Source organism: Streptomyces sp. NPDC018693 (genome assembly GCF_044391385.1).
In the GTDB taxonomy this organism is placed as follows: domain Bacteria; phylum Actinomycetota; class Actinomycetes; order Streptomycetales; family Streptomycetaceae; genus Streptomyces.
This window is the reverse complement of the sequence record NZ_JBIRZZ010000003.1, coordinates 27799-48496: the sequence shown is the minus strand read 5'-3', so window position 1 is coordinate 48496 and position 20698 is coordinate 27799. Positions and strand designations below refer to the sequence as shown.

Below are 20698 nucleotides of genomic sequence, written 5' to 3'. Positions count from 1 at the left end.
GTTGCCGATGGGCCGGCTGCCCGGCCGGCTGCGGACGCGCGGCTGGGTGCTGGTCCTGGCCGTGGTCTTCGCGCTGATGCAGCTCGCCAACGTCACCGGCCGGGACACGCCCGACACCAAGAACTACCTGTCGTACGCCCTCTCCCTGCGTGGCGACGACAAGCGGGCGGCGGCGGCCGCGACCATCGACTACGCGTGCGCGGGCCGGGCCGCGCACGCGGCGCGGCGGCAGAACGTGGACGTGATCCGCTTCCACCGGCCCGACCCCACCGCGCGGGTCATGGCCGAGTGCCGCGCCGAGGAGTGGCGAGGCGTCGGGGCGCGGCTGCGGGCGGGGCAGACCGGCGGGCACACGGCGCCGTTCGCGTCGGAACGCTTCATGCGGATCTTCGAGGCGCGGCCCGGCTATCCGGTGTTCCTGGTGCCGTTCGTGACCGTGTTCGGGGTGGCGTGGGGTGTGTGGGCGGCGGGCGTCGCGGTGACGGTGGCGGGCGGGGTGCTGGTCTTCCTGGTGCTGCGGACGCTGCGCGCGCCGACACCGGTGTGCCTGGCCGGGCAGGGCCTGTACTACGTGCTGCCGTGCGGGACGACAGCGATGCGTCCCATGGCGGAGGGGCTGATGCTGGCGCTGACCCTGGCCGCGCTGTGGGGGTGTGCGCTGGCGCTGAACGGGCGGCTGCGGGCGGGCCTGTGGCTGGTGGGCGGGTCGCTCGCGGCCCTGTTCACGGTCAAGCACTCGCAGGCGCTGTTCCTCGGGCTGTGTCTGGCGGGCGCGGCGGGGCTGCTTCTGCTGCGGCGCGGCGGGTGGCGTCCGGCGCGGGCGATCGCCCTGGTGGGCGGCGGCGCGGTCCTGGGCACGCTGCTGCTGGCGGGGCTGCTGCGCCACCCGTCCACCTCGGAGAGCGTGCAGGACCTGCTGACCGGTCACTTCGGCCGCCCGGACCGGGCCCGTCCGTGGTCGGAGTTCCTGCACCTGCAGGTCAACTTCTGGGTGGAGTGGCTGCGCCGGCAGCTGTGGCAGCCGCTGTTCCTGGTGGCGCTGGCGGGCGGGGCGTGGGGGGCGGCGCGGCGTCCGGCGGCCGGGCTGTTCGTGGCGGCGGCCGCCTGCACCGGCCTCCTCACCCAGGCCGGGCACCCCGACATCAACATCTGGGGGGACCGGCTGATCGTCCTGGCCTGGCTGCTGCCGGTGCTGGGGCTGCCGCTGCTGCTGGAGCCGGCGGTGCGGGCGCGGGCAGTGGCGGTGCCGGCGCAGGAGCAGGCGGCGGGCGCCGATCGGGCTCACTCCTTGGGGTGACGGTCGGCAAGGCCGCTGACCCGGCGGGAACATACGGCCAGTGCCCCTTACGTCCCTTCCCCTGTACGTCCGGTGAGCGCCGGTGTCCTGACCCGGCGGCCGGTGCGCGGTGCGACGGCGCTGCACGGCGGCCGCCGGTGGCGTCCGAGCCCCTACCAGGTCGTCGGGTTCCTGTTCTTCCTGGTGATGTCGCTGGCGTACTGGCGGGTGCCGCTGTGCTGCGACGCCGGCCAGCACGCGGCGGTCGTCGAGCGGCTCAAGGCGCATCTGCTGAGCCCGCGTCACCCGACGGCGGACCTGCCGGGCGCGGGCAGCCCGTACTACTCGCCGTACGCGGTCGCCGAGGGCGCCTTCGCCCGGCTGACCGGGCTGACCGGCTGGGAGGTGCTGCGGGTCGCGGGCCCGCTGAACCTGCTGGTGCTGCTGACGGGCGTCGGCCGGTTCGTGCGGGTGCTGACGCCCCGGCCGTGGGCGCCGGTGCTGGCGCTGGCCGCGATGACCCTGCTGTGGGGCACGGAGCGGGCCTGGTGGAGCGGCTATCTGGGCCTGATGTCGATGACCGGCAACCTCGGCTATCCGTCCACCTTCGCCATCGGGCTGGCCTTCTGGGCGTGGGCGCTGACGGGCGCGCGGGCCCTCGACGGGCGGCGGGTGCGGTTCCTCGGCCCGAGCGGGACGCGCGGTCCGACCGGGTACGCCGGGCTGGGCGCGCTGTACGGGCTGATCCTGCTGGTGCATCCGATCACGGCGGTGGCGGCGCTCCTGGGCGCGGTCGCGTTCGTGGCCGGGTGGCAGCGGAGGTGGAGCGGGGCGGTCGTGGCGCGCTGGGCACTGACGGGCACGGCGACTCTGGCCGTGGCCGCCGCCTGGCCGTACTTCGACGTGTTCGCGCTGGCGGACGACGCCAGCGTGGACGCGATGCACCGGCGCCTCTACGACGGCCTCGGCAGCCACTTCTGGCTGGCGCTGCTGGGCCTGCCGGCGCTGTGGGCGCGGGCAGCGCGGCCCCATGGGGGCGCGGGGCTGTGTCGACATGCGGCTCCGCCGCGGGGCGCGACCGGCCACGACGGCGCCGCACACGAGCGACGGCATGTCTCGGCCCTCGCAGCGGGGCGCCCGTCGTGGCGGGACCCGCTGGTGCTGATGTTCGTCCTGGACTGTGCGGTCGTGGCGTACGGCTGGGTCAGCGGCCACTACACCTACGGCCGCATCCTGGGCCTGACGCTGGTGCCGCCGCAGTTCGCGCTGGCCGTGGAGCTGGCGGCGCCCGGGCCGTGGCGTCCCGCGCGCCGGGCGCTGGGCGTGGCCGCGGCCGGGGCCGTCTGCCTGGGCTTCCTGACCGTGCACGCGGGCGCGGTGGTGCCGCGCTCGCTGGACCCGGTCGGCTTCGAGCAGCCGCCGCGCTGGCCGACGTACGACTGGGCCGCGCGGCACATCGGCCCCGGCGAGGTGGTGATCACCGACGGGTACTACGCCGTGCACGCGATCGCCGGGTACGGGCCGAACCTCGCGGCGCCCGCCTGGCCGGACGCGGCCCTCGACGAACGGGAGCGGCGGCGCAGGTGGGCGGACGTCGAGGCGTATCTCGCCCCGGACTCGACCCGCGCCGAGCGTGAGGCGATCGCCGGCCGCCACCGCGTCCGCTGGCTGCTGCTGACGCGGTGGCATCCGCTGCCGGAGGAGGCGGTGGTGGTGGCGTGGAGCCGGCGCACGGGGGAGGTGCTGGCGCGGGTCGGCTGACCGCCGCCGTGTCGGCTACTCGATGACGAGGTCGACGTCGATGTTGCCGCGGGTGGCGTGGGAGTAGGGGCAGACCTGGTGGGCCTGCTCGACCAGCTTGCGACCGGTCGGCTCGTCCACGGTGTCGGGGAGCTCGACGCGCAGCGTCACCTTCAGGGCGAAGCCCTCGCCCTCCTTGCCTATGCCGACCTCGGCGGTCACGGCGGCCTCGCTCACGTCGACCTTGGCCTGGCGGCCGACGAGGCCGAGGGCGCTGCCGAAGCAGGCCGCGTAACCGGCGGCGAACAGCTGCTCGGGGTTGGTGCCCTGACCGTTGCCGCCCAGTTCCACCGGCATGGCCAGGGCGAGGTCGATCTTGCCGTCGGAGGAGACGGCGCGGCCCTCCCGGCCGTGGGTGGCGGTGGCGACTGCGGTGTAGAGCGCGTCCATGGATGAACCATCCCTCTCGGGTCGTCCTGCTGCTTGACCCCTCAAGTGAAGCACACAATTAAATTGTGCACAACTCAATGACGCTCGGAGCTACCCTGGCGGTATGAGCCCGACACCGACCCCCCTTGAAGCACAGACCCTCGACGAACTGAACTGGCTGCGCCTGGACCGCCAGATCTGCTTCTCCCTGCACGCCGCCTCGCGTGCCTTCAACGGCGTCTACCGCGTGATCCTCAAGGACCTCGGGCTGACCTACCCGCAGTACCTGGTCATGCTGGTGCTGTGGGAGCGGGGCGAGCTGCCGGTGAAGAAGCTCGGCGAACACCTGCGGCTGGACTCCGGCACCCTCTCCCCGCTGCTCAAGCGGCTGGAGGCGGCCGGCCTGGTGGTGCGCGAGCGCAGCGCCCTCGACGAACGCTCGGTGACGATCCGCCCGACCGCGGAGGGCATGGCCCTGCGCGAGCGGGCCCTGAAGGTCCCCCGCCGCATCACCGAGGCCACCGGCTTCGACCTCGCCGAACTCACAACCCTGCGCGAACGCCTCGACAACCTCACGGCGGCCCTGGACTCGGCGACCGAGGGGGACGCCCTGCACCGGTCCTGACGCCGGCGACGACAGCCGGTCGGCGCGCTTGAGGCGACGAACCGCCCCGCCTGCTTCACTGTGAGCTGCTTCACTGTGAGCTGCTTCACTGTGAGCGGACGAGCCGACCGACGAGGGGACGACCGCGGATGACCTGGCTGATCACGGGTGGCGCCGGATACATCGGGGCCCACGTCGTAAGGGCGATGACCGAGGCGGGCGAGCGGGCGGTGGTGTACGACGACCTGTCGACGGGGATCGCCGAACGGGTGCCGGAGGGCGTCCCCCTGATGGCGGGCTCGACACTGGACGGCGAACGCCTGGCGGACACGCTCACCCGGCACGCCGTCACGGGCGTCGTGCACCTGGCGGCGAAGAAGCAGGTCGGCGAGTCGATGGACGACCCCCTGCTCTACTACCGGGAGAACGTGGAGGGCCTGCGCGTCCTCCTGGACGCGGTGGTCACCGCCGGCGTCCCCTCCTTCGTCTTCTCCTCCTCGGCGGCCGTGTACGGCATGCCGGACGTCGACCTGGTGCGGGAGGAGACCCCCTGCCTGCCACTGTCGCCCTACGGTGAGACAAAGCTGGCCGGCGAGTGGCTGGTGCGCGCCACGGGCCGCGCGACCGGCCTGTCCACCGCGTCCCTGCGCTACTTCAACGTCGCCGGCGCGGCGGCCCCCGAACTGGCCGACACCACTGTCTCCAACATCGTCCCGATGGTCTTCGAGAAGCTCACGGAGAACGCCCCGCCCCGCATTTTCGGCGACGACTACCCCACCCCGGACGGCACCTGCGTCCGCGACTACATCCACGTCGTCGACCTGGCCGAGGCCCACGTGGCCGCCGCGCGCGCCCTGCGCTCCTCCCCCGGCCTCAATCTCACCCTCAACATCGGCCGCGGCGAGGGTGTCTCCGTGCGCGAGATGATCGACCTCATCAACGCCGTCACCGGCTACGACCGGCCCCCGACCGTCACCCCCCGCCGCCCCGGCGACCCACCCCGCGTCGTCGCCTCCGCCGACCGCATCGCCATCGAACTCGGCTGGACCGCCAAGCACGACGTCCAGGACATGATCACCTCAGCCTGGGAGGGCTGGGTACGACGCCATCCGGAGGCGGCGCGGGTCTAGCGGCGGCCCCGGGTCCAGGGTGCTCAGGTGCCCTACGAGATCGACCGCGACGACCGTGCCGCCGGCGCCGTCCTCGGTTCCGCCGTGGGTGACGCGCTGGGCGCCCCCTTCGAGTTCGGGCCCGAGGGCGCCTTCTCCGCGCGCTTCCCGACGGCCGGACAGGGCGGTGAGATGTGCGGGGGCGGCGGCTGGGACCCGGGTGAGGCGACCGACGACACACAGATGGCCGTACTGGTCGGCGAGTCGCTCCTGGAGCGCGACGGGCTGGACCTGCCGGATGTCTTCGCCCGCTTCCGGCGCTGGGCGGCCGCCGACCCGAAGGACATCGGCCTGCAGACGGAGGCGGTCCTCGGCAGCGGCGACCCGTGGGACACGGCGGCCGCCCTGCACTTCCAGGTCAGTCAGCGGGCCGCGGGCAACGGTGCGTTGATGCGGGCGGCGACCTCCGCGGTGTACTTCGCGGGCGAGGGCCGCGCGGCGACGATGGACGCGGCCCGCCGTCTGTCCGCCCTCACCCACGGCGACCGCGCGGCCTGGGAGGGCACCGCGGCCCTCCACGAGCTGCTCCGGGTCGCCCTCGACGGCGACGACCCGCCGGCCGCCGTACCCGACACCCTGGCCGCCCTCCACCCGGCCCACCGCGACCGGTACGCCACCGTCCTCTCGCCCGGCTGGCACCCGGACGACGCCACAGAGTTCAACGGGGCCGTGTGGCCCTGTCTCGGCTCCGCCGTCTGGGCGCTGCGCACGACCTCCTCCTACGAGGACGCCGTGCGCGCCGCGATCGACCTCGGCGGCGACACGGACACCGTCGCCGCGGTCACCGGCGCTCTGGCGGGCGCCGTGTACGGGGCCGGGGCCGTCCCGCGGCGGTGGACGTCCGCCCTGCGCGTCCCGCTGCCCGGCTTCGGCGAGCGGGTCCTGGACGCGGCGGATCTGACGGACCTGGCCCGGCGGCTGAGCGGCGCCCGGGGCGTCGGCGCGTCGTTCGGGTAGGCGGGTGCCGCCGGGACCCGGCGGTGCTCACAGGGCCTTGAGCGCCGCCGCGGTGGCCCGTGCCAGTGTGTCCAGGTAGCCCTTGGGGAGGTCGTCGGTGCGGATCACCACGGACCGCCAGTAGAGGGGTCCCGAGATCAGGTCGAGGGCCAGTTCGTCGTCGAGGCCGGCGCGGACCTCCCCGCGCCGCTCCGCCGCCGCGACGATCTTCACGGCGACGCCTTCCTGACCCTCCCGCAGCGCCTTCCGCAGGGCCTCGGCGATCTCCGGGTTACGGGCCGCCTCGGCCTGCAGGTCGGGGATGATCTGCGAGGCGACCGGGTGGCGCAGCGCGCGGGACGTCACCTCGTACAGCACCCGCAGATCGTCCTCCAGGCCGCCGGTCTCCGGCGCGGGCAGGCCCTGCACCGCGATCGCCGACACGATGTCCAGGACGAGGTGCAGCTTGGAACGCCAGCGGCGGTAGACCGCCGTCTTGCCGACGCCGGCCCGGCGGGCGATGCCCTCGATGGACATGCGCGCGTAGCCGACGGACGCGAGTTCCTCGAAGACGGCCGCCCGGATGGCCTGCGTCACGTCCTCGCGGAGCACGGCCGCGCCCGCGGGGGCCCTGCGGCGCGGACGGGGCTGGGGTCCGCCGGGGGTCGCGGCGTTCGTCGTCATACCGACCAGCATAGGACGGCGTTACGACGATACGGTTGCGTTCCGACGCCGGATCGGCCTACGCTCGCGTTGCGACGATACGGTCCCGTCCCGACGTAAGAGAACGGGAAGAAAACGGGAAGAGACGCGCGCACCCCACCCCCACCGAGCGAAAGCAGCGGATGTGACTCAGGTCCTCGACACACCGCCCCCGACGACGGTCCCCCACCGCACCTACGACGCGTACGAAGACCTCGCGGCCCTCGCCGCCCGTCACGGCCTCTCGGTCAGCGGCGCCCGCCCGTCCCTGCGCGCGTACGTCCGACGGCTGTGGGACCGCCGCCACTTCATCACCGCGTTCGCCACCGCCAAGCTCACCGCCCAGTACAGCCAGGCGAAGCTCGGCCAGGTCTGGCAGGTGATGACGCCCCTGCTCAACGCGGCGGTCTACTACTTCATCTTCGGCGTCCTGATGAACACCAAGGAGGGCATCGAGGACTTCGTCGCCTTCCTGGTCACCGGCGTGTTCGTGTGGACCTTCACACAGAGCTCGATCCTCGCCGGCACCCGCGCGATCTCCGGCAACATCGGCCTGGTGCGCGCCCTGCACTTCCCCCGGGCCGCGCTGCCGATCTCGTTCTGCCTGCAGCAGCTCCAGCAGCTGCTGTTCTCCATGTGCGCCCTGCTGCTCATCCTGTTCGCGGTGGGCGTGCCCCCGGCACTGTCCTGGGTCCTGGTTTTCCCGGCACTGACCCTGCAGTTCGTGTTCAACGCGGGCCTGTCGCTGGCCCTGGCCCGGATCGGCGCGAAGACACCGGACATCGCCCAGCTGATGCCGTTCGTGCTGCGCACCTGGATGTACGTCTCGGGCGTCATGTTCAGCATCGACAACATCATCAAGGACCACGGGGGCGACCTGCCCGCCTGGGCCGTCGACCTGCTGCGCGCCAACCCGGCGGCCGTCTACATCGACCTGGTCCGGTTCGCCCTCATCGACAGCTTCCACGCCGGCCAACTGCCGCCCCACGTGTGGCCGACCGCGGCCGGCTGGGCGCTCCTCGCGGGCGTCGGCGGCTTCATCTACTTCTGGAAGGCCGAGGAGACGTACGGCCGTGGCTGACCCCACCCCCCGCCCCGACGGGCGCACCCTCACCGCACATCCCGACGAGCGCGTCCCCACCGTCGTCGCCGACGGCGTCGACATCGTCTACCGCGTCAACGGCGCCTCCGGCGGCCGTGGCTCGGCGACCGCCGCCCTCAACCGCATCCTGCGCCGCGGACAGGCCGATAAGACCGCCGGCACCCGCCTCGTGCACGCCGTGAAGAACGTGACCTTCGTCGCCCACAAGGGCGAGGCCATCGGCCTGATCGGCACCAACGGCTCCGGCAAGTCCACCCTGCTCAAGGCCGTAGCCGGCCTGCTCCCCGTGGAGCGCGGCCGGATCTACACCGACGGCCAGCCCTCCCTCCTCGGCGTCAACGCCGCCCTCATGGGCGACCTGACCGGCGAACGCAACGTCTACCTCGGCGGCCTTGCCATGGGCATGTCCCGCGAGCAGATCAAGCAGCGCTACCAGGAGATCGTCGACTTCTCCGGCATCAACGACAAGGGCGACTTCATCTCCCTGCCCATGCGCACCTACTCCTCCGGCATGGGCTCCCGCCTGCGCTTCTCCATCGCCGCCGCCAAGGACCACGACGTCCTGCTCATCGACGAGGCCCTCGCCACCGGCGACGCCAGGTTCCAGGCCCGCTCGGCGGACCGCATCCGCGAGATGCGCGCCCACGCGGGCACCGTGTTCCTGGTCAGCCACAGCAACGCCACCATCCGCGACACCTGCCGGCGCGTGCTGTGGCTGGAGCGCGGCGAACTGCGCATGGACGGACCGACGGAGGAGGTCATGAGGGAGTACGAGAAGTTCACGGCAGCCCGCTGACGGCCCCGAGGCCCCAACCCGCACCCGCCGCCCTTCCCTCGTAAGGCCCAACTGCGGACCGCCCCTCCACTCCATCGGTGCCACTATGAATTTCGTCCGATTGGCTCCACTTTGCACCCTTTGGCTCCGTCAGGAGGCCAGACAGAGTGGCTGCCGGGAAGCGATGGAGAGGGAAGGAGCCCCGCGATGCCCGAGCTCAGCGTCATCGTCCACGGGCCGAACACCCAGGACCGCCTGACCGGACTCCTCGCCTCCCTGGCGGCGCACCCCCACCCCGAGGTCGAGGTGATCGTGGCCGCGGTCGGCGCCTGGGCGCAGGAGACGGCCCGCGCGTACGTCCCGGAGATGCTGGTGCTGCCCCTGCCGGACGGCACGGACGACGCCACGGCCCGGTCGGCGGGGGCGGCCCGGGCCGACGGACGCTGGCTGCACTTCGTACCCGCCAAGGACGGCCTGCCCCCCGGCGCCCCCCGCACGATCGCCGAGCGCGCCGCCGCACTGCCGGACGAGGTGGACGTCCTGCTGTTCGACCACGTCCGCTCCACCTGGGAGAGATCCGGCCTGCCCTCCGCCGACGGGCCCCTCCTCGCCCGCGCGGCCGGCCCCGCCCAGCTCCTCGACGACATCGCCCGCCCCGCACTCCGCGTCACCCCGCTCCTCGGCAACCGCGCCCTGCGCACCCGCTTCTGGCAGGCGCACGAACAGCGACTCACCCCCCACGACGAGCCGTTCACCGCCCACGCCGCCCTCCTCCACGCCGACCGCATCGCGACCCTCGACCAAGTCGCGTACGAGCACTACGTGGTGCGCCCGGAGAGCCTCCCCCCGCCCACCCCGGAGCAGCACCACGCCCTCATCGACCGCTACGAGACACTCCTCGCCCTCACCTCGAACCGCCCCGCCCCCCACGCCGTCCTCCACGACCTCATGGTCCGCGACTGCCTGCGCACCTTCGCCCGCGCCGGCCTGCCGGACGAGGAGGCCCGCGAGTTCTTCCGCCGCGCCTCCGAGGCGGCCGTCCGACACCGCCCGCCCGGCTACCGCCGCCCCGCCGGCCCCGAGGGCATCCGCCACGCCCTCCTGGAGCAGAACGCGTACACCAGGTACCGCGCCTTCCAGGCGGCCAACCGCGCCCGTCGCGCCACGAAGTCGGCCGTACGGACCCGCAGACGCCAGGTCGCCACCGCGCTCGGCGACCACCACTACCGCAGGTACCTCTCCCACCCGGTCGACCCCGACCTGGCCGTGTTCGCGGCGTACTGGAACCGCGGAGTCGCCTGCAACCCGGCGGCGATCGCCGCCAAGCTCACCGAACTCGCCCCGCGGATCCACCCGATATGGGTGGTGACCCCGGAGAACGCGGCCCTCCTGCCCCCGCACACCGACCATGTGCTCCCCGGCACCCGCCGCTTCCGCGAGGTGCTGGCGACGGCGAAGTACCTGGTCAACAACGTCAACTACCCGAACTGGGTGGTCAAACGCCCGGACGCGGTCCACCTCCAGACCCACCACGGCACCCCGCTGAAACGCATGGGCGTGGACCAGATGGAGTTCCCCGCCGCCGCCCGGGATCTCGACTTCCAGGCCCTGCTCGCCCGGGTCGACAAATGGGACTACAGCATCTCCGCGAACAGCCACACCACCCGCATGTGGCAGCGGGCGTACCCCTCCCGCTTCATATCCCTCGACCACGGCTACCCGCGCAACGACGTCTTCTACACGGCCACCGCCGCCGACATCCGCGCCGTACGCGACCGCCTGGGCATCTCCCCGGCCCACCGCGCGATCCTCTACGCCCCCACCCACCGCGACTACGAGAGCGGCTGGACACCCCGCCTCGACCTCGCCGCCCTCGCCGACCGGCTCGGCGAGAACACCGTCCTCCTGGTCCGCGGCCACTACTTCTACGACAGCGCCCCGTCCCCGCTGACCACCACCCTGCGCCGCACGGGCCGGATCATCGACGTCTCCGCCTACGACCCGGTCGAGGACCTGTGTCTGGCCGCCGACGCACTGGTCACGGACTACTCGTCCATCATGTTCGACTACGCCAACCTCGACCGCCCGATCGTCGTCTACGCCGACGACTGGGAGACGTACCGCTCCACCCGCGGCGTCTACTTCGACCTGATGGCCGAGCCCCCCGGCCCGGTCGCCCGCACCCAGCGGGAACTGACCGAGATCCTCGCCACCGAGGCATGGCAGGACGAGAGCGCGACCAAGGCACGGGCGGCCTTCCGGCGCCGCTTCTGCGAGTACGACGACGGACGCGCCGCCGAACGGGTCGTACGCCGGGTCTTCCTGGGCGAGAGCGAGGACACCCTGCCGCCCGTGATCCCGCCGGCGGAACGCACACCGGCACCGAGCCCCCGGGAGGCCCTGTGAAAGGCCCTGCGAACCCCGACGTGACGGTCACGGTGATCGTCTACAACGACGCGGAACGCCTCCCGCGAGCCGTGGAGTCGGTCCGCCGCCAGACCCACGCCCACATCGAGATCATCATCAGCGACGACCACTCGACGGACGAAACGCCGGCCGTCGCACGGCGGTTGGCGGCCCGAGACCCCCGCATCCGGGTGCTGCGCCTGCCGGAGAACAGCGGCGGCTGCGGCGCCCCCCGCAACCGGGCTCTGGAGATCGCCCGGGCCCCGTATGTGATGTTCCTGGACAGCGACGACGAACTCACGGACAGCGCGGTGGAGTTGCTGCTGGCCGCCCACCGCGAACGGGAGATCGACTTCGCGATGGGCGCGGTGGAGCGGATCCGGGAGGACGGCGGCCGCCGTACGACCTGGATGCCGCAGCTGGTCGCCGAGCGCCGCACGGTGGCCGGCATCGAGTCCGAACCCCGCCTGCTCTTCGAGCACCTGTCGACGAGCAAGATGTACGCCCGCGCCTTCCTGGACCGCCACGACCTGCGCTTCCCGGAGGGCATCCACTACGAGGACCAGCTGTTCTCGGCGCAGGCGTACTGTCTGGCCAAGGAGTTCACGATCGTCCCGGAGCCGGTGTACCGCTGGCACATCGAGCCCTACGCGGCCACGGACGCCCGCTCGATCTCCAACCAGCGCCACCGGCTGGAGAACGTCCGCGACCGCGTCCACGTCCAGCGCCTCGTCGACGACTTCCTCGCCGAGAGCGGGCACGGGGCGCTGCGGGAGGACAAGGACTACAAGTTCCTCAAGCACGACTTCCGGATGTACGCCGGGGACCTGCCGTACCGGGACGACGACTGGCTGGCCTCCTTCGCCGACATCGTCAACCCCTACCTGGACACCCTGTCCCCCGCGGCCTACGCGCGTCTGCCGCGCCCGGACCGGGTGGTCCTCCAGCTGATCCGCGACCGCCGCTTCCCCGAGGCACGGGCGGCGGCGCGGGGCCTGGCGCACGCCGTGGCGCCGAGTCGGATCACGACGGACGCCGAGGGCCGCCCGTACTGGGGCGAGACCCTCCCGGCCACCGACTGGTCACGCCGCGAACTGGACATCACGGACCTGGACCTGGACACCCGCCCCTTCCGGGACGCCCTGTTCCGCCACGAGATCACGGAGATCACCAGAGGCCCGGGCATCTGCTCCCTCGACCTGACGATCCGCACCTACGACCCCGGCCTCCGCCTCCCCGTGGGCCCCCACCGCGCCGCCCTCCTCCTCGCCACGGGCCCACACCGCCTGACCGCCCCTTTCCGCCTCTCCCCCCTCCGCCCCGGCGTCTTCGAAGGCCACGCCCACCTCGACCTCGCCGCAGCCCCCCTCCCCCTCCACGGCTTCGCAGCCACCCGCCACCCTCAACTGCGCATCGAACACCGGACCAGAACCAACACCTCCATCCTCCTGGCCCCCTCGACCTTCCCGACCTGGACGACCCGCGTCCCCTACCACGCCGGCACCACCCCCCACCGTGTGACGATCGAACCCGAGCCCCGCGCCCCAGGCCGCCTCCAGATCCACTGGCAACCAGTGGGCCTCGCAGGCAAACTCATCCGCCCGACGCTACGACGCCTGGCCCACCCACGACTACGCCGCACGGCCCGACTACTGAGAAGCGCACTGCGATAGCCGGGGACACATTCCAGCCCGTCCGGCGTTTGAGGACGAGCCCCCTTAAGGGCCGACGGAGGCCCAGGGGGGTGCAGGGGCAAAGCCCCGCGGGCGGGGCCAGGGGCAAAGCCCCGGTGGGGTGCAGGGGCAAAGCCCCGCGGGGGGACCAGGGGCGAAGGACCCGGTTGGGGTGCAGGGCGAAGCCCCGAGGGGCCAGGGGCAAAGCCCCGGTGGGGTGCAGGGGCAAAGCCCCGCGGGCGGGGCCAGGGGCGAAGCCCCGGTGGGGTGCAGGGGCGAAGCCCCGCGGGGGTCCAGGGGGCGGAGCCCCCTGGCGGGGTCGAAGGGGCAGCGCCCCTTCAGGATGGGACGGGTAGGGGCGGCGGGGGCGAGAACCCTCACGGCAGCACCTCGTACAGCACCTGCCCACCCGGCCCCCGAGCCACCACCCGCAACCCGGGATCCCGCACACCCCCCACCCCCCGGTCCACCACCCACCGCACCCGATACACCCGCACAATCCCCCGCCGCACCCCCACCGACGTCCCCTCCGCGAAGTACCGCCGCACCGCCGCCTCCCTCCGCCCCGCATCCGGCAGAAAGAAGTCGGGATACCCGGGCGCCACGGTGTACGCCCCGTACGCCGGAATCTGCCGCGCCACAACCGTCCGGGCCATCACCACATCCCCGTACTTCACCCACGGCGTGACCCAGTGGTACCCCACCCACGGCTCCCGATACCGCGCCGCAACCGGCTCCGGCAGCGCCCCCCGCGGCACGACATACCCCACCGTCCCCACCTGCGTCCAGGCCCCCACCGCCAACGCCGCACCCAGCACCCCCGCCCACACCACCCGCCCCCTCCAAGCCCCCACCGCCTCCACCCCGGCAGCGACCTGCGCCGGAATCAACACCGCGGGAAGCGCCCGCCCCCACGAGTAGTGCCCGCTCACCCCGCCCACCACGACGACCACCACCGCCAGCACGAAGAACAGCACCAGCGGATCCCGCCGCTCCCGCCCCCACCGCATCCCCAGCGCCACCACTCCCAGCACCACCAGCCAGTACCGCCCGACCAGATCCCGGTACAGCCCCCGATGCACCGACTCCAGGTCGCCCCCCGCCCCGAGCAGCGCGAAGAAGTCGTAGTACGGCCACACCCACAGCACCACCAGCCCCACCGCCAGCCCACCCCCGAGCCGCAGCCACACGTCCCGCCCCGGCGCGGCGGCGACCACGGTGGCCAACGCCCCCAGGGAGGCCACGACCCCCGAGAACTGATGACAGAGCAGAATCACCGCCCACAGCACACCGAGCCCGAGCCACACCCCCCACCCCTCGCCCCCCGACCGCACCGCCCCCGCCAGCCACGCCCACAGGTGAAAGGCCAGCCCCAGCGCGAACACGCTCGGATACGACACCGTCAGCGCCAGCGAGTTCAGCCCGAGGAACCCGCTCCACGCGAACTGCGAGGTCCCCCACAGGAACACCAGGCACAGCACGACCAGCGCGGGCGCGGCCCGATGCGCGCTCAGGGTCCGCACGTACCGCCACACACCCGTGACCAGCAGCCCCAGCCCGACCAGCGCACCGATGCGCAGCACCACGAAGACGGAAGCCCCCGTCACCCGTGCCAGGCACCCGAGCACGAGCATCCACGGCGAGTAGTAAGGACTCGGCGTGTCCGCGTCGACCAGCGGATTGCCGGGGTCGACCAGGCTGTGCCGCAGCCGCGCGACGGTCGCCGCGTGCATCCCGAGGTCGCCGGCCCACGGCAGCCGGACGATCACCAGCAGCACAAGCAGGACGATCAGTGCGGCGGCCACCTGCGCGGCGGCCGTCGTTCTCCGCAGCGCGGCATGCGTCGTGCTCACGCCAGCACTGTAATTCCCGTTTTGCCCGAAATGTACGAGCGCCCCGAGCTGTCACAGCCCGGGGCGCCGCTCTGGTCGTACGGCTATGAGTGCGTACGCAACAACGTCCGCATCGTCCGCATGGCCACCGACAGATTCGCCAGATCGAAGGTCTCCGATGCCCGGATCTCCTCCAGGGTCGCCCGCGCCCGCCCCAGGATCGCCGCGTTCTTCTGCTCCCACGCCTTGAAGCGCTGCTCCGGCGTGGACGTACCGTTGCCCACGGCGAGGACGTCCGAGGTCAGCGCCGCGTGCGCCGCGTACAGGTCCTCACGGATCGAGGCGCGGGCCATGGACTGCCAGCGGTCCGCGCGCGGCAGCTCGATGATGCGGTCCATGAGCTGGGTGATGTGCAGCCGGTCGGCGAGGTCGTAGTACACCTCGGCGACGTCCAGCGGGTCCCGGCCCACGCGGTCGGCCACCGAGACGATGTCCAGCGTCGGGAAGGCGGAGGAGAACCCGGCCACGCGTGTGGCGACCTCGTCCGGGACGCCGGCGGCGGTCAGCTCGTCGTAGATCTGCTGGTACCAGTCGAGGTCCGCGCCGCGCAGCAGCTTCGGCAGCTGTGTCCACACCTGCTCGACCCGGTCGGCGAAGAAGTCGACGGTCTCGGCGAGCTCCACCGGCTGCGGCCGGTTGTTGAGCAGCCAGCGCGTGCCGCGCTCGACGAGGCGCCGCGAGTGCAGCCGGATCCGGGTCTGCACGGCGGCCTCGACCCGGTTGTCGAGGGCCTCGACCGCGTCCCACACCGGGGCCTGGCGGAAGATCACACGGGCCACGGTCTGCGCCCGGACGATCTCCTCCAGCGAGGCGCCGGTCTCCTCACGCAGCCGGTGCAGATAGGTCGTACCGCCCGTGTTGACCGTGTCGTTGACGAGGACGGTCGTGGTGATCTCGCGGCGCAGCGGGTGGCTCTCGATGTGCTCGGCGAACTGTTCACGCAGCGCGGTCGGGAAGTAGGCGTAGAGCAGTCCGCGCAGGTACGGGTCGTCGGGCAGCCCGGTGTGCAGCAGCTCCTCGGAGACCGTGATCTTCGTGTACGCCAGCAGTACGGCCGTCTCCGGGCCGGTCAGGCCGTGGCCCGCGCCGAGGCGTTCGCGGATCTGCCGGTCGGTGGGCAGGAACTCCAGCGCCCGGTTCAGGTGCCCCTCCCTGACCAGGTGCTTCATGAACCGCTGCTGCGCGTGGAGCATGTCCTTGGACTGGGCGAGGGCGTTGGCGATCGCCGTGTTCTGCGCGTAGTTGTTGCGCAGGACCAGACGGCCGACCTCGTCGGTCATCTCGGCGAGCAGCTTGTTGCGCTGCTTGACGGTCATGTCGCCGTCCGCGACCAGGCCGTTGAGCAGGATCTTGATGTTCACCTCGTGGTCGGAGGTGTCCACGCCCGCGCTGTTGTCGATGGCGTCGGTGTTGACCTTGCCGCCGGTCTGCGCGAACTCGATCCGGCCGAGCTGGGTCAGGCCCAGGTTGCCGCCCTCGCCGACGACCCTGACGCGCAGGTCGGCGCCGTCGACGCGGATGGCGTCGTTGGCCTTGTCGCCGACGTCCGCGTGGGACTCGCTCGCCGCCTTGACGTACGTACCGATGCCGCCGTTCCACAGCAGGTCCACCGGCGCCTTGAGGATGGCCTTCATCAGGTCGGCCGGGGTCATCTTGGTGACCTTGTCCTCGATGCCGAGGGCCTCGCGGATGTGACCGTTGACCGGGATGGCCTTGGCGCTGCGCGGGAACACCCCGCCGCCCGCCGACAGCAGATCCGTGTTGTAGTCGGCCCAGCTGGAGCGCGGCAGCTCGAACAGGCGGCGGCGCTCGGCGTAGCCGGTCGCGGCGTCCGGGTGCGGGTCGATGAAGATGTGCCGGTGGTCGAAGGCGGCGACCAGCCGGATGTGCTCGGACAGCAGCATGCCGTTGCCGAACACGTCACCCGACATGTCACCGATGCCGACGACCGTGAAGTCCTCGCTCTGCGTGTCCACGTCCAGCTCACGGAAGTGCCGCTTGACGGACTCCCAGGCGCCGCGGGCGGTGATGCCCATGCCCTTGTGGTCGTAGCCGGCCGAGCCGCCGGAGGCGAAGGCGTCGCCGAGCCAGAAGTGGTAGCTGCCCGCGACCTCGTTGGCGATGTCGGAGAACGTCGCGGTGCCCTTGTCGGCGGCGACCACCAGGTAGGTGTCGTCCTCGTCGTGCCGGACGACACTCGCGGGCGGGACGACCTCGCCGGCCACCATGTTGTCGGTGATGTCGAGCAGCGCCGAGATGAACGTGCGGTAGCTGGCGACGCCCTCGGCGAGCCAGGCGTCCCGGTCCACGGACGGGTCGGGCAGCTGCTTGGCGACGAAGCCGCCCTTGGCGCCGACCGGCACGATGACGGTGTTCTTCACCATCTGAGCCTTGACCAGGCCGAGGATCTCCGTACGGAAGTCCTCACGCCGGTCGGACCAGCGCAGGCCACCGCGCGCGACCTTCCCGAACCGCAGGTGCACGCCCTCGACGCGCGGCGAGTACACCCAGATCTCGAACGCCGGGCGGGGCGCCGGCAGATCGGGGATCGCCCGCGGGTCGAACTTCATGGAGACGTAGTCGTGCGGCGTGCCCTCCTCCGCCTCCTGGAAGAAGTTCGTCCGCAGGGTCGCCTTGATGACGGTGAGGAAGGACCGCAGGATGCGGTCCTCGTCGAGCGAGGCCACCTGGTCGAGGGCGGCGTCCAGCTCCTCCAGCAGGGCGTCGACGATCTCGTGACCGGCCTTCTGCCGGTCCGGTGACATCCGCGCCTCGAACAGGGAGACCAGCAGGCGGGTGGTGTGGACGTTCGTGCGGAGGGTGTCCTCCATGTAGTCCTGGCTGAACGTGGAACCGGCCTGCCGCAGGTACTTGGCGTACGCCCGCAGCACCATCGCCTGCCGCCAGGTCAGCCCGGCGCCCAGCACCAGCGCGTTGAAGCCGTCGTTCTCCGCCTTGCCGGTCCAGGTCGCCGCGAACGCCTCCTGGAACCGCTCACGCGCGTCGTCGACGAGGTGGTCGCCGCCGCCCGCGGCCTTGGGAATGCGCAGGCCGAAGTCGTAGATCCAGGCGTGGCTGCGGTCCGCGCAGCGCAGCTCGTACGGCCGCTCGTCGATCACCTCGACGCCGAGCCGGTTGAGGACCGGCAGCACCGCGGACAGGGAGATGGCGTCGCCCTTGCGGTAGATCTTGAAGCGGCGCTCGTCGGGGCCGGCGCCCACCGGCTCGTAGAGGCTGAGCGAGAAGTTGCGCTGCTCGTCGAGCTGTTCCAGGTGGACCAGGTCGGAGACCGCGGCGCGCGGGGTGTGGTCGGCCTTGTAGCCCTCGGGGAAGGCGTTGTGGTAGCGGCGCAGCAGCTCCGCGGCCTGCTCCTCGCCGAGTTCGGCGTTGAGCGCCTCGGCGAACCCGTCGGCCCACGACCGGGCGGCCTCGACCAGCCGGGCCTCGATGCGCTCCTTGTCGCGGTCGCTGAGCTGCGGCAGCTCGGTGCCCTGCGGGACTCGCACCACGAAGTGCAGCCGGGACAGGATCGACTCGGTGTTCCAGGCGGTGAAGTCGACGCTGATACCGCCGAGCTCCTCCTTCAGGATGTCGATGATCCGCAGCCGGACGCCGGTGGTGTAGCGGTCGCGGGGCAGGTAGACCAGCGCGGAGTAGTAGCGCCCGTACTCGTCCTGCCGCAGGTAGAGCCGCAGCCTGCGGCGCTCTTGGAGGTAGAGGACGGAAGTGGCGATGGACTGCAGCTCCGGGACCGGGGTCTGGAAGAGCTCGTCACGCGGGTACGTCTCCAGGATCTGGAGCAGGTCACGCCCGTCGTGGCTGTGGGGGGAGAACCCTGCGCCCCTGAGCACCTCGTCCACCTTGCGCCGGATGACGGGCACGCGGCGGACGGACTCGGTGTAGGCGGCGGACGAGAACAGCCCGAGGAAGCGGCGCTCCCCGATGACCTCGCCGTTCGCGTCGAACTTCTTGACCCCGACATAGTCGAGGTACGACGGCCGGTGCACGGTGGCGCGGCTGTTGGCCTTGGTGAGGACGAGCAGCTTGTGCTCGCGGGCCTTGGCGCGGGCGTCACGGGGCAGCCGCTCGAAGGAGGGGCTGACGGGGTGGCTGTCGGTGCCGGCGTGGTGCGGGTCGGAGCGCAGTATGCCGAGTCCGGTGCCGGGCACGGCGGCCAGCGAGTCGTCGTCCCTCAGCTGGTACTCGCGGTAGCCGAGGAAGGTGAAGTGATCGTCGGCGAGCCAGCGCAGCAGCTCACGGGCCTCCTCGATGTCGGGCCCGGGCAGGTCGCCGGGCACGGACTCGTCCTCGAGCCCCTCGGCGATGCGCAGCGCGGCGTCCCGCATCTTCTCCCAGTCCTCGACGGCCTCACGGACGTCGGACAGGATGCGCAGCAGATCGACGGTGATCTGCTTCAGGTCGGCACGGTCGGTCTCGCGGTCGATCTCGACATGGATCCACGACTCGACGTGCGCGTCATGCGGAAGCCCGGCGGCCGACGGACCGCCCAGCACCTCGATCAGCTTCCCGGTCAGATCACGCCGTACGACGATCTGCGGGTGGATGACGACATGGATCCCGCGGCCCTGCCGGGTCAGCTCGTTGGTGACGGAGTCGACGAGGAACGGCATGTCGTCCGTCACGACCTCCACGACGGAGTGGCTGCAGGTCCAGCCGTTCTCCTCGACGGTCGGGGTGTGCACACGGACGTTGGCGGTGCCCTGCGGCCGCTTCTCGGCCAGCCGGTAGTGCGAGAGCGCGGCCCCGAAGACATCGACCGGGTCGCGGTCGCCGAGGTCCTCCGGAGCGGTGTGCAGGTAGTAGCGCTGGAGGAACGAGAGCACGGAGTCGTGGTCCGGGGTGTCCGGTGCGCCCTCGCCCGTCGTCCCGGTCGGTAGGTGCCCCCCGACCGGGCTGTTCTCAGCGACCCGGGCGGCCCTTTCGAGCAGCTCGGCCTTGGCTTCGTCCAGCTTGGTCTGCATTGTCCTCTGGCTCCTGTCGCGCGCCGTTGCGTGACGTAGAAGGAAGTACGGTCTCCTGCCCTCCGGCGTGACGCCGCGACGCGGGATGTCCGGTCTGTGTCGACGCTATGCCGGAAGGTGAGATGAGCGGGGGTTTCTGAGCCACATTTGAGCTGCCCGAGCGGTGTGACGCCGCTCTCTGCGCCGCCCCTGCCCGGGGAGTGCAGGGCGCCCCGCGAAGACCAGCGACCGCCGCCCGGTCACGGAGTTGATCCGTGCATGCCGGGCGCAGGGCAGGGGCAACGCCGCCCCCGCGAGATATCGCGCTGATCACGCCACTAAGGCTATCGCTCCTTACGGGTGCCCCGTCATGAGCCGTATGTGTACAAAACAGAGCCCAGAACTTTGACGTTCTGCACAGGCCCCAACCACCGACACGTATGCCGCCCACCCCCATCAACCAAGCCCACACACCAAGACCCACCGAACTCCACCAGCGGGGGCCTCCGCTCCGGACTCCACCAGTAGGGGACTCCTCTCCGACCCCCGCCGTGGGGGACTCCGCTCAGACCCCCGCCGTGGGGGGCTCCGCTCCGGCGTCCGCCGGTGGAGGGCTCCGCAGGGGGCTCCGCCCCTGGATCCCTGCCGGGTTTCGCCCGGCAAGAACTCCACCGGGCTGAACCGGCACCCTGCGGGGTTTCGGCCCCGCCGGGGCTCCGCCCCTTCGACCCCACCAGGGGGCTGCTGCCCCCGGGACACCGCAGGGCTTCGCCCGGCAACAACCCCACCGGGGCTCAACCGGCAGGGCCCTGCGGACCCTCGGCGGGCCCGGGGGGCCACAGCTCGCAGGGGCGCAGCCGCCGCATGCCCGCGCGGGGCACAGGGCGCCGTTGCGGCCGAAACCCCGCAAGGGGTCCCAGAGCCAAAGTCCGCGGGGCCATGGGAGCCGAAACCCGCAGGGATCCAGGGGCGGAGCCCCGGCGGGGATCCAGGGGCGGAGCCCCGGCGGGTGTCCCGGGGGCGGCAGCCCCGG

13 protein-coding genes are annotated in these 20698 nt (G+C 72.2%); 9 read left to right on the top strand and 4 right to left on the bottom strand.

Annotated elements, in window-relative coordinates:
• Positions 1-7 precede the first annotated feature (7 nt).
• Positions 8-1297, top strand: coding sequence for a hypothetical protein (locus ACH5AC_RS08545; RefSeq protein WP_398860961.1), 1290 nt, complete (start codon positions 8-10; stop codon positions 1295-1297).
• Between the two features lie 72 nt (positions 1298-1369).
• Entirely contained in the window at positions 1370-3037 is a 1668-nt protein-coding gene (locus tag ACH5AC_RS08540; protein ID WP_398860960.1) for a hypothetical protein, read from the top strand.
• Between the two features lie 15 nt (positions 3038-3052).
• On the opposite strand, the gene ACH5AC_RS08535 is transcribed toward ACH5AC_RS08540, so the two are convergent.
• Entirely contained in the window at positions 3053-3466 is a 414-nt protein-coding gene (locus ACH5AC_RS08535; protein ID WP_398860959.1) for an organic hydroperoxide resistance protein, read from the bottom strand.
• A gap of 103 nt (positions 3467-3569) precedes the next feature.
• Here ACH5AC_RS08535 and ACH5AC_RS08530 point away from each other — a divergent pair, with 103 nt between their 5' ends.
• The 3 genes from ACH5AC_RS08530 to ACH5AC_RS08520 all read left to right on the top strand — a co-directional run bounded on the left by ACH5AC_RS08530 (position 3570) and on the right by ACH5AC_RS08520 (position 6175).
• Positions 3570-4070, top strand: a complete 501-nt coding sequence (locus tag ACH5AC_RS08530) for a MarR family winged helix-turn-helix transcriptional regulator (protein WP_398860958.1) — start codon at positions 3570-3572, stop codon at positions 4068-4070.
• A gap of 128 nt (positions 4071-4198) precedes the next feature.
• A complete protein-coding gene (galE, locus tag ACH5AC_RS08525; protein ID WP_398860957.1) occupies positions 4199-5179 on the top strand; it encodes a UDP-glucose 4-epimerase GalE in 981 nt (326 codons plus the stop codon).
• 27 nt (positions 5180-5206) lie between these two features.
• A complete protein-coding gene (locus ACH5AC_RS08520) occupies positions 5207-6175 on the top strand; it encodes an ADP-ribosylglycohydrolase family protein (protein WP_398860956.1) in 969 nt (322 codons plus the stop codon).
• Between the two features lie 27 nt (positions 6176-6202).
• Here ACH5AC_RS08520 and ACH5AC_RS08515 read toward each other — a convergent pair whose 3' ends face one another.
• Positions 6203-6838 carry a TetR/AcrR family transcriptional regulator gene (locus ACH5AC_RS08515; protein ID WP_398860955.1) on the bottom strand — a complete coding sequence of 212 codons (636 nt, stop codon included), beginning with the start codon at positions 6836-6838 and terminating at the stop codon, positions 6203-6205.
• A 163-nt stretch (positions 6839-7001) separates the two neighbouring features.
• On the opposite strand from ACH5AC_RS08515, the gene ACH5AC_RS08510 reads away from it, so the two are divergent.
• From ACH5AC_RS08510 to ACH5AC_RS08495, 4 genes are all read left to right on the top strand, one after another.
• A complete protein-coding gene (locus tag ACH5AC_RS08510) occupies positions 7002-7937 on the top strand; it encodes an ABC transporter permease (protein WP_398860954.1) in 936 nt (311 codons plus the stop codon).
• On the top strand, positions 7930-8754 hold the full coding sequence (locus ACH5AC_RS08505; RefSeq protein ID WP_398860953.1) for an ABC transporter ATP-binding protein: 825 nt from the start codon (positions 7930-7932) through the stop codon (positions 8752-8754). Before ACH5AC_RS08510 ends, ACH5AC_RS08505 begins: the two co-directional genes overlap by 8 nt.
• Before the next feature lie 186 nt (positions 8755-8940).
• Complete coding sequence (locus ACH5AC_RS08500; RefSeq protein ID WP_398860952.1) at positions 8941-11139, top strand: CDP-glycerol glycerophosphotransferase family protein; 2199 nt, start codon at positions 8941-8943, stop codon at positions 11137-11139.
• Positions 11136-12812, top strand: coding sequence for a glycosyltransferase family 2 protein (locus tag ACH5AC_RS08495; RefSeq protein ID WP_398860951.1), 1677 nt, complete (start codon positions 11136-11138; stop codon positions 12810-12812). Before ACH5AC_RS08500 ends, ACH5AC_RS08495 begins: the two co-directional genes overlap by 4 nt.
• A 377-nt stretch (positions 12813-13189) precedes the next feature.
• Here the strand turns inward: ACH5AC_RS08495 and ACH5AC_RS08490 are convergent, their stop codons facing one another.
• A complete protein-coding gene (locus tag ACH5AC_RS08490) occupies positions 13190-14665 on the bottom strand; it encodes a hypothetical protein (RefSeq protein WP_398860950.1) in 1476 nt (491 codons plus the stop codon).
• 83 nt (positions 14666-14748) lie between these two features.
• Positions 14749-19686: an NAD-glutamate dehydrogenase gene (locus tag ACH5AC_RS08485; RefSeq protein ID WP_398860949.1), complete on the bottom strand. Its 4938-nt coding sequence runs from the start codon at positions 19684-19686 to the stop codon at positions 14749-14751.
• Positions 19687-20698: the final 1012 nt, after the last annotated feature.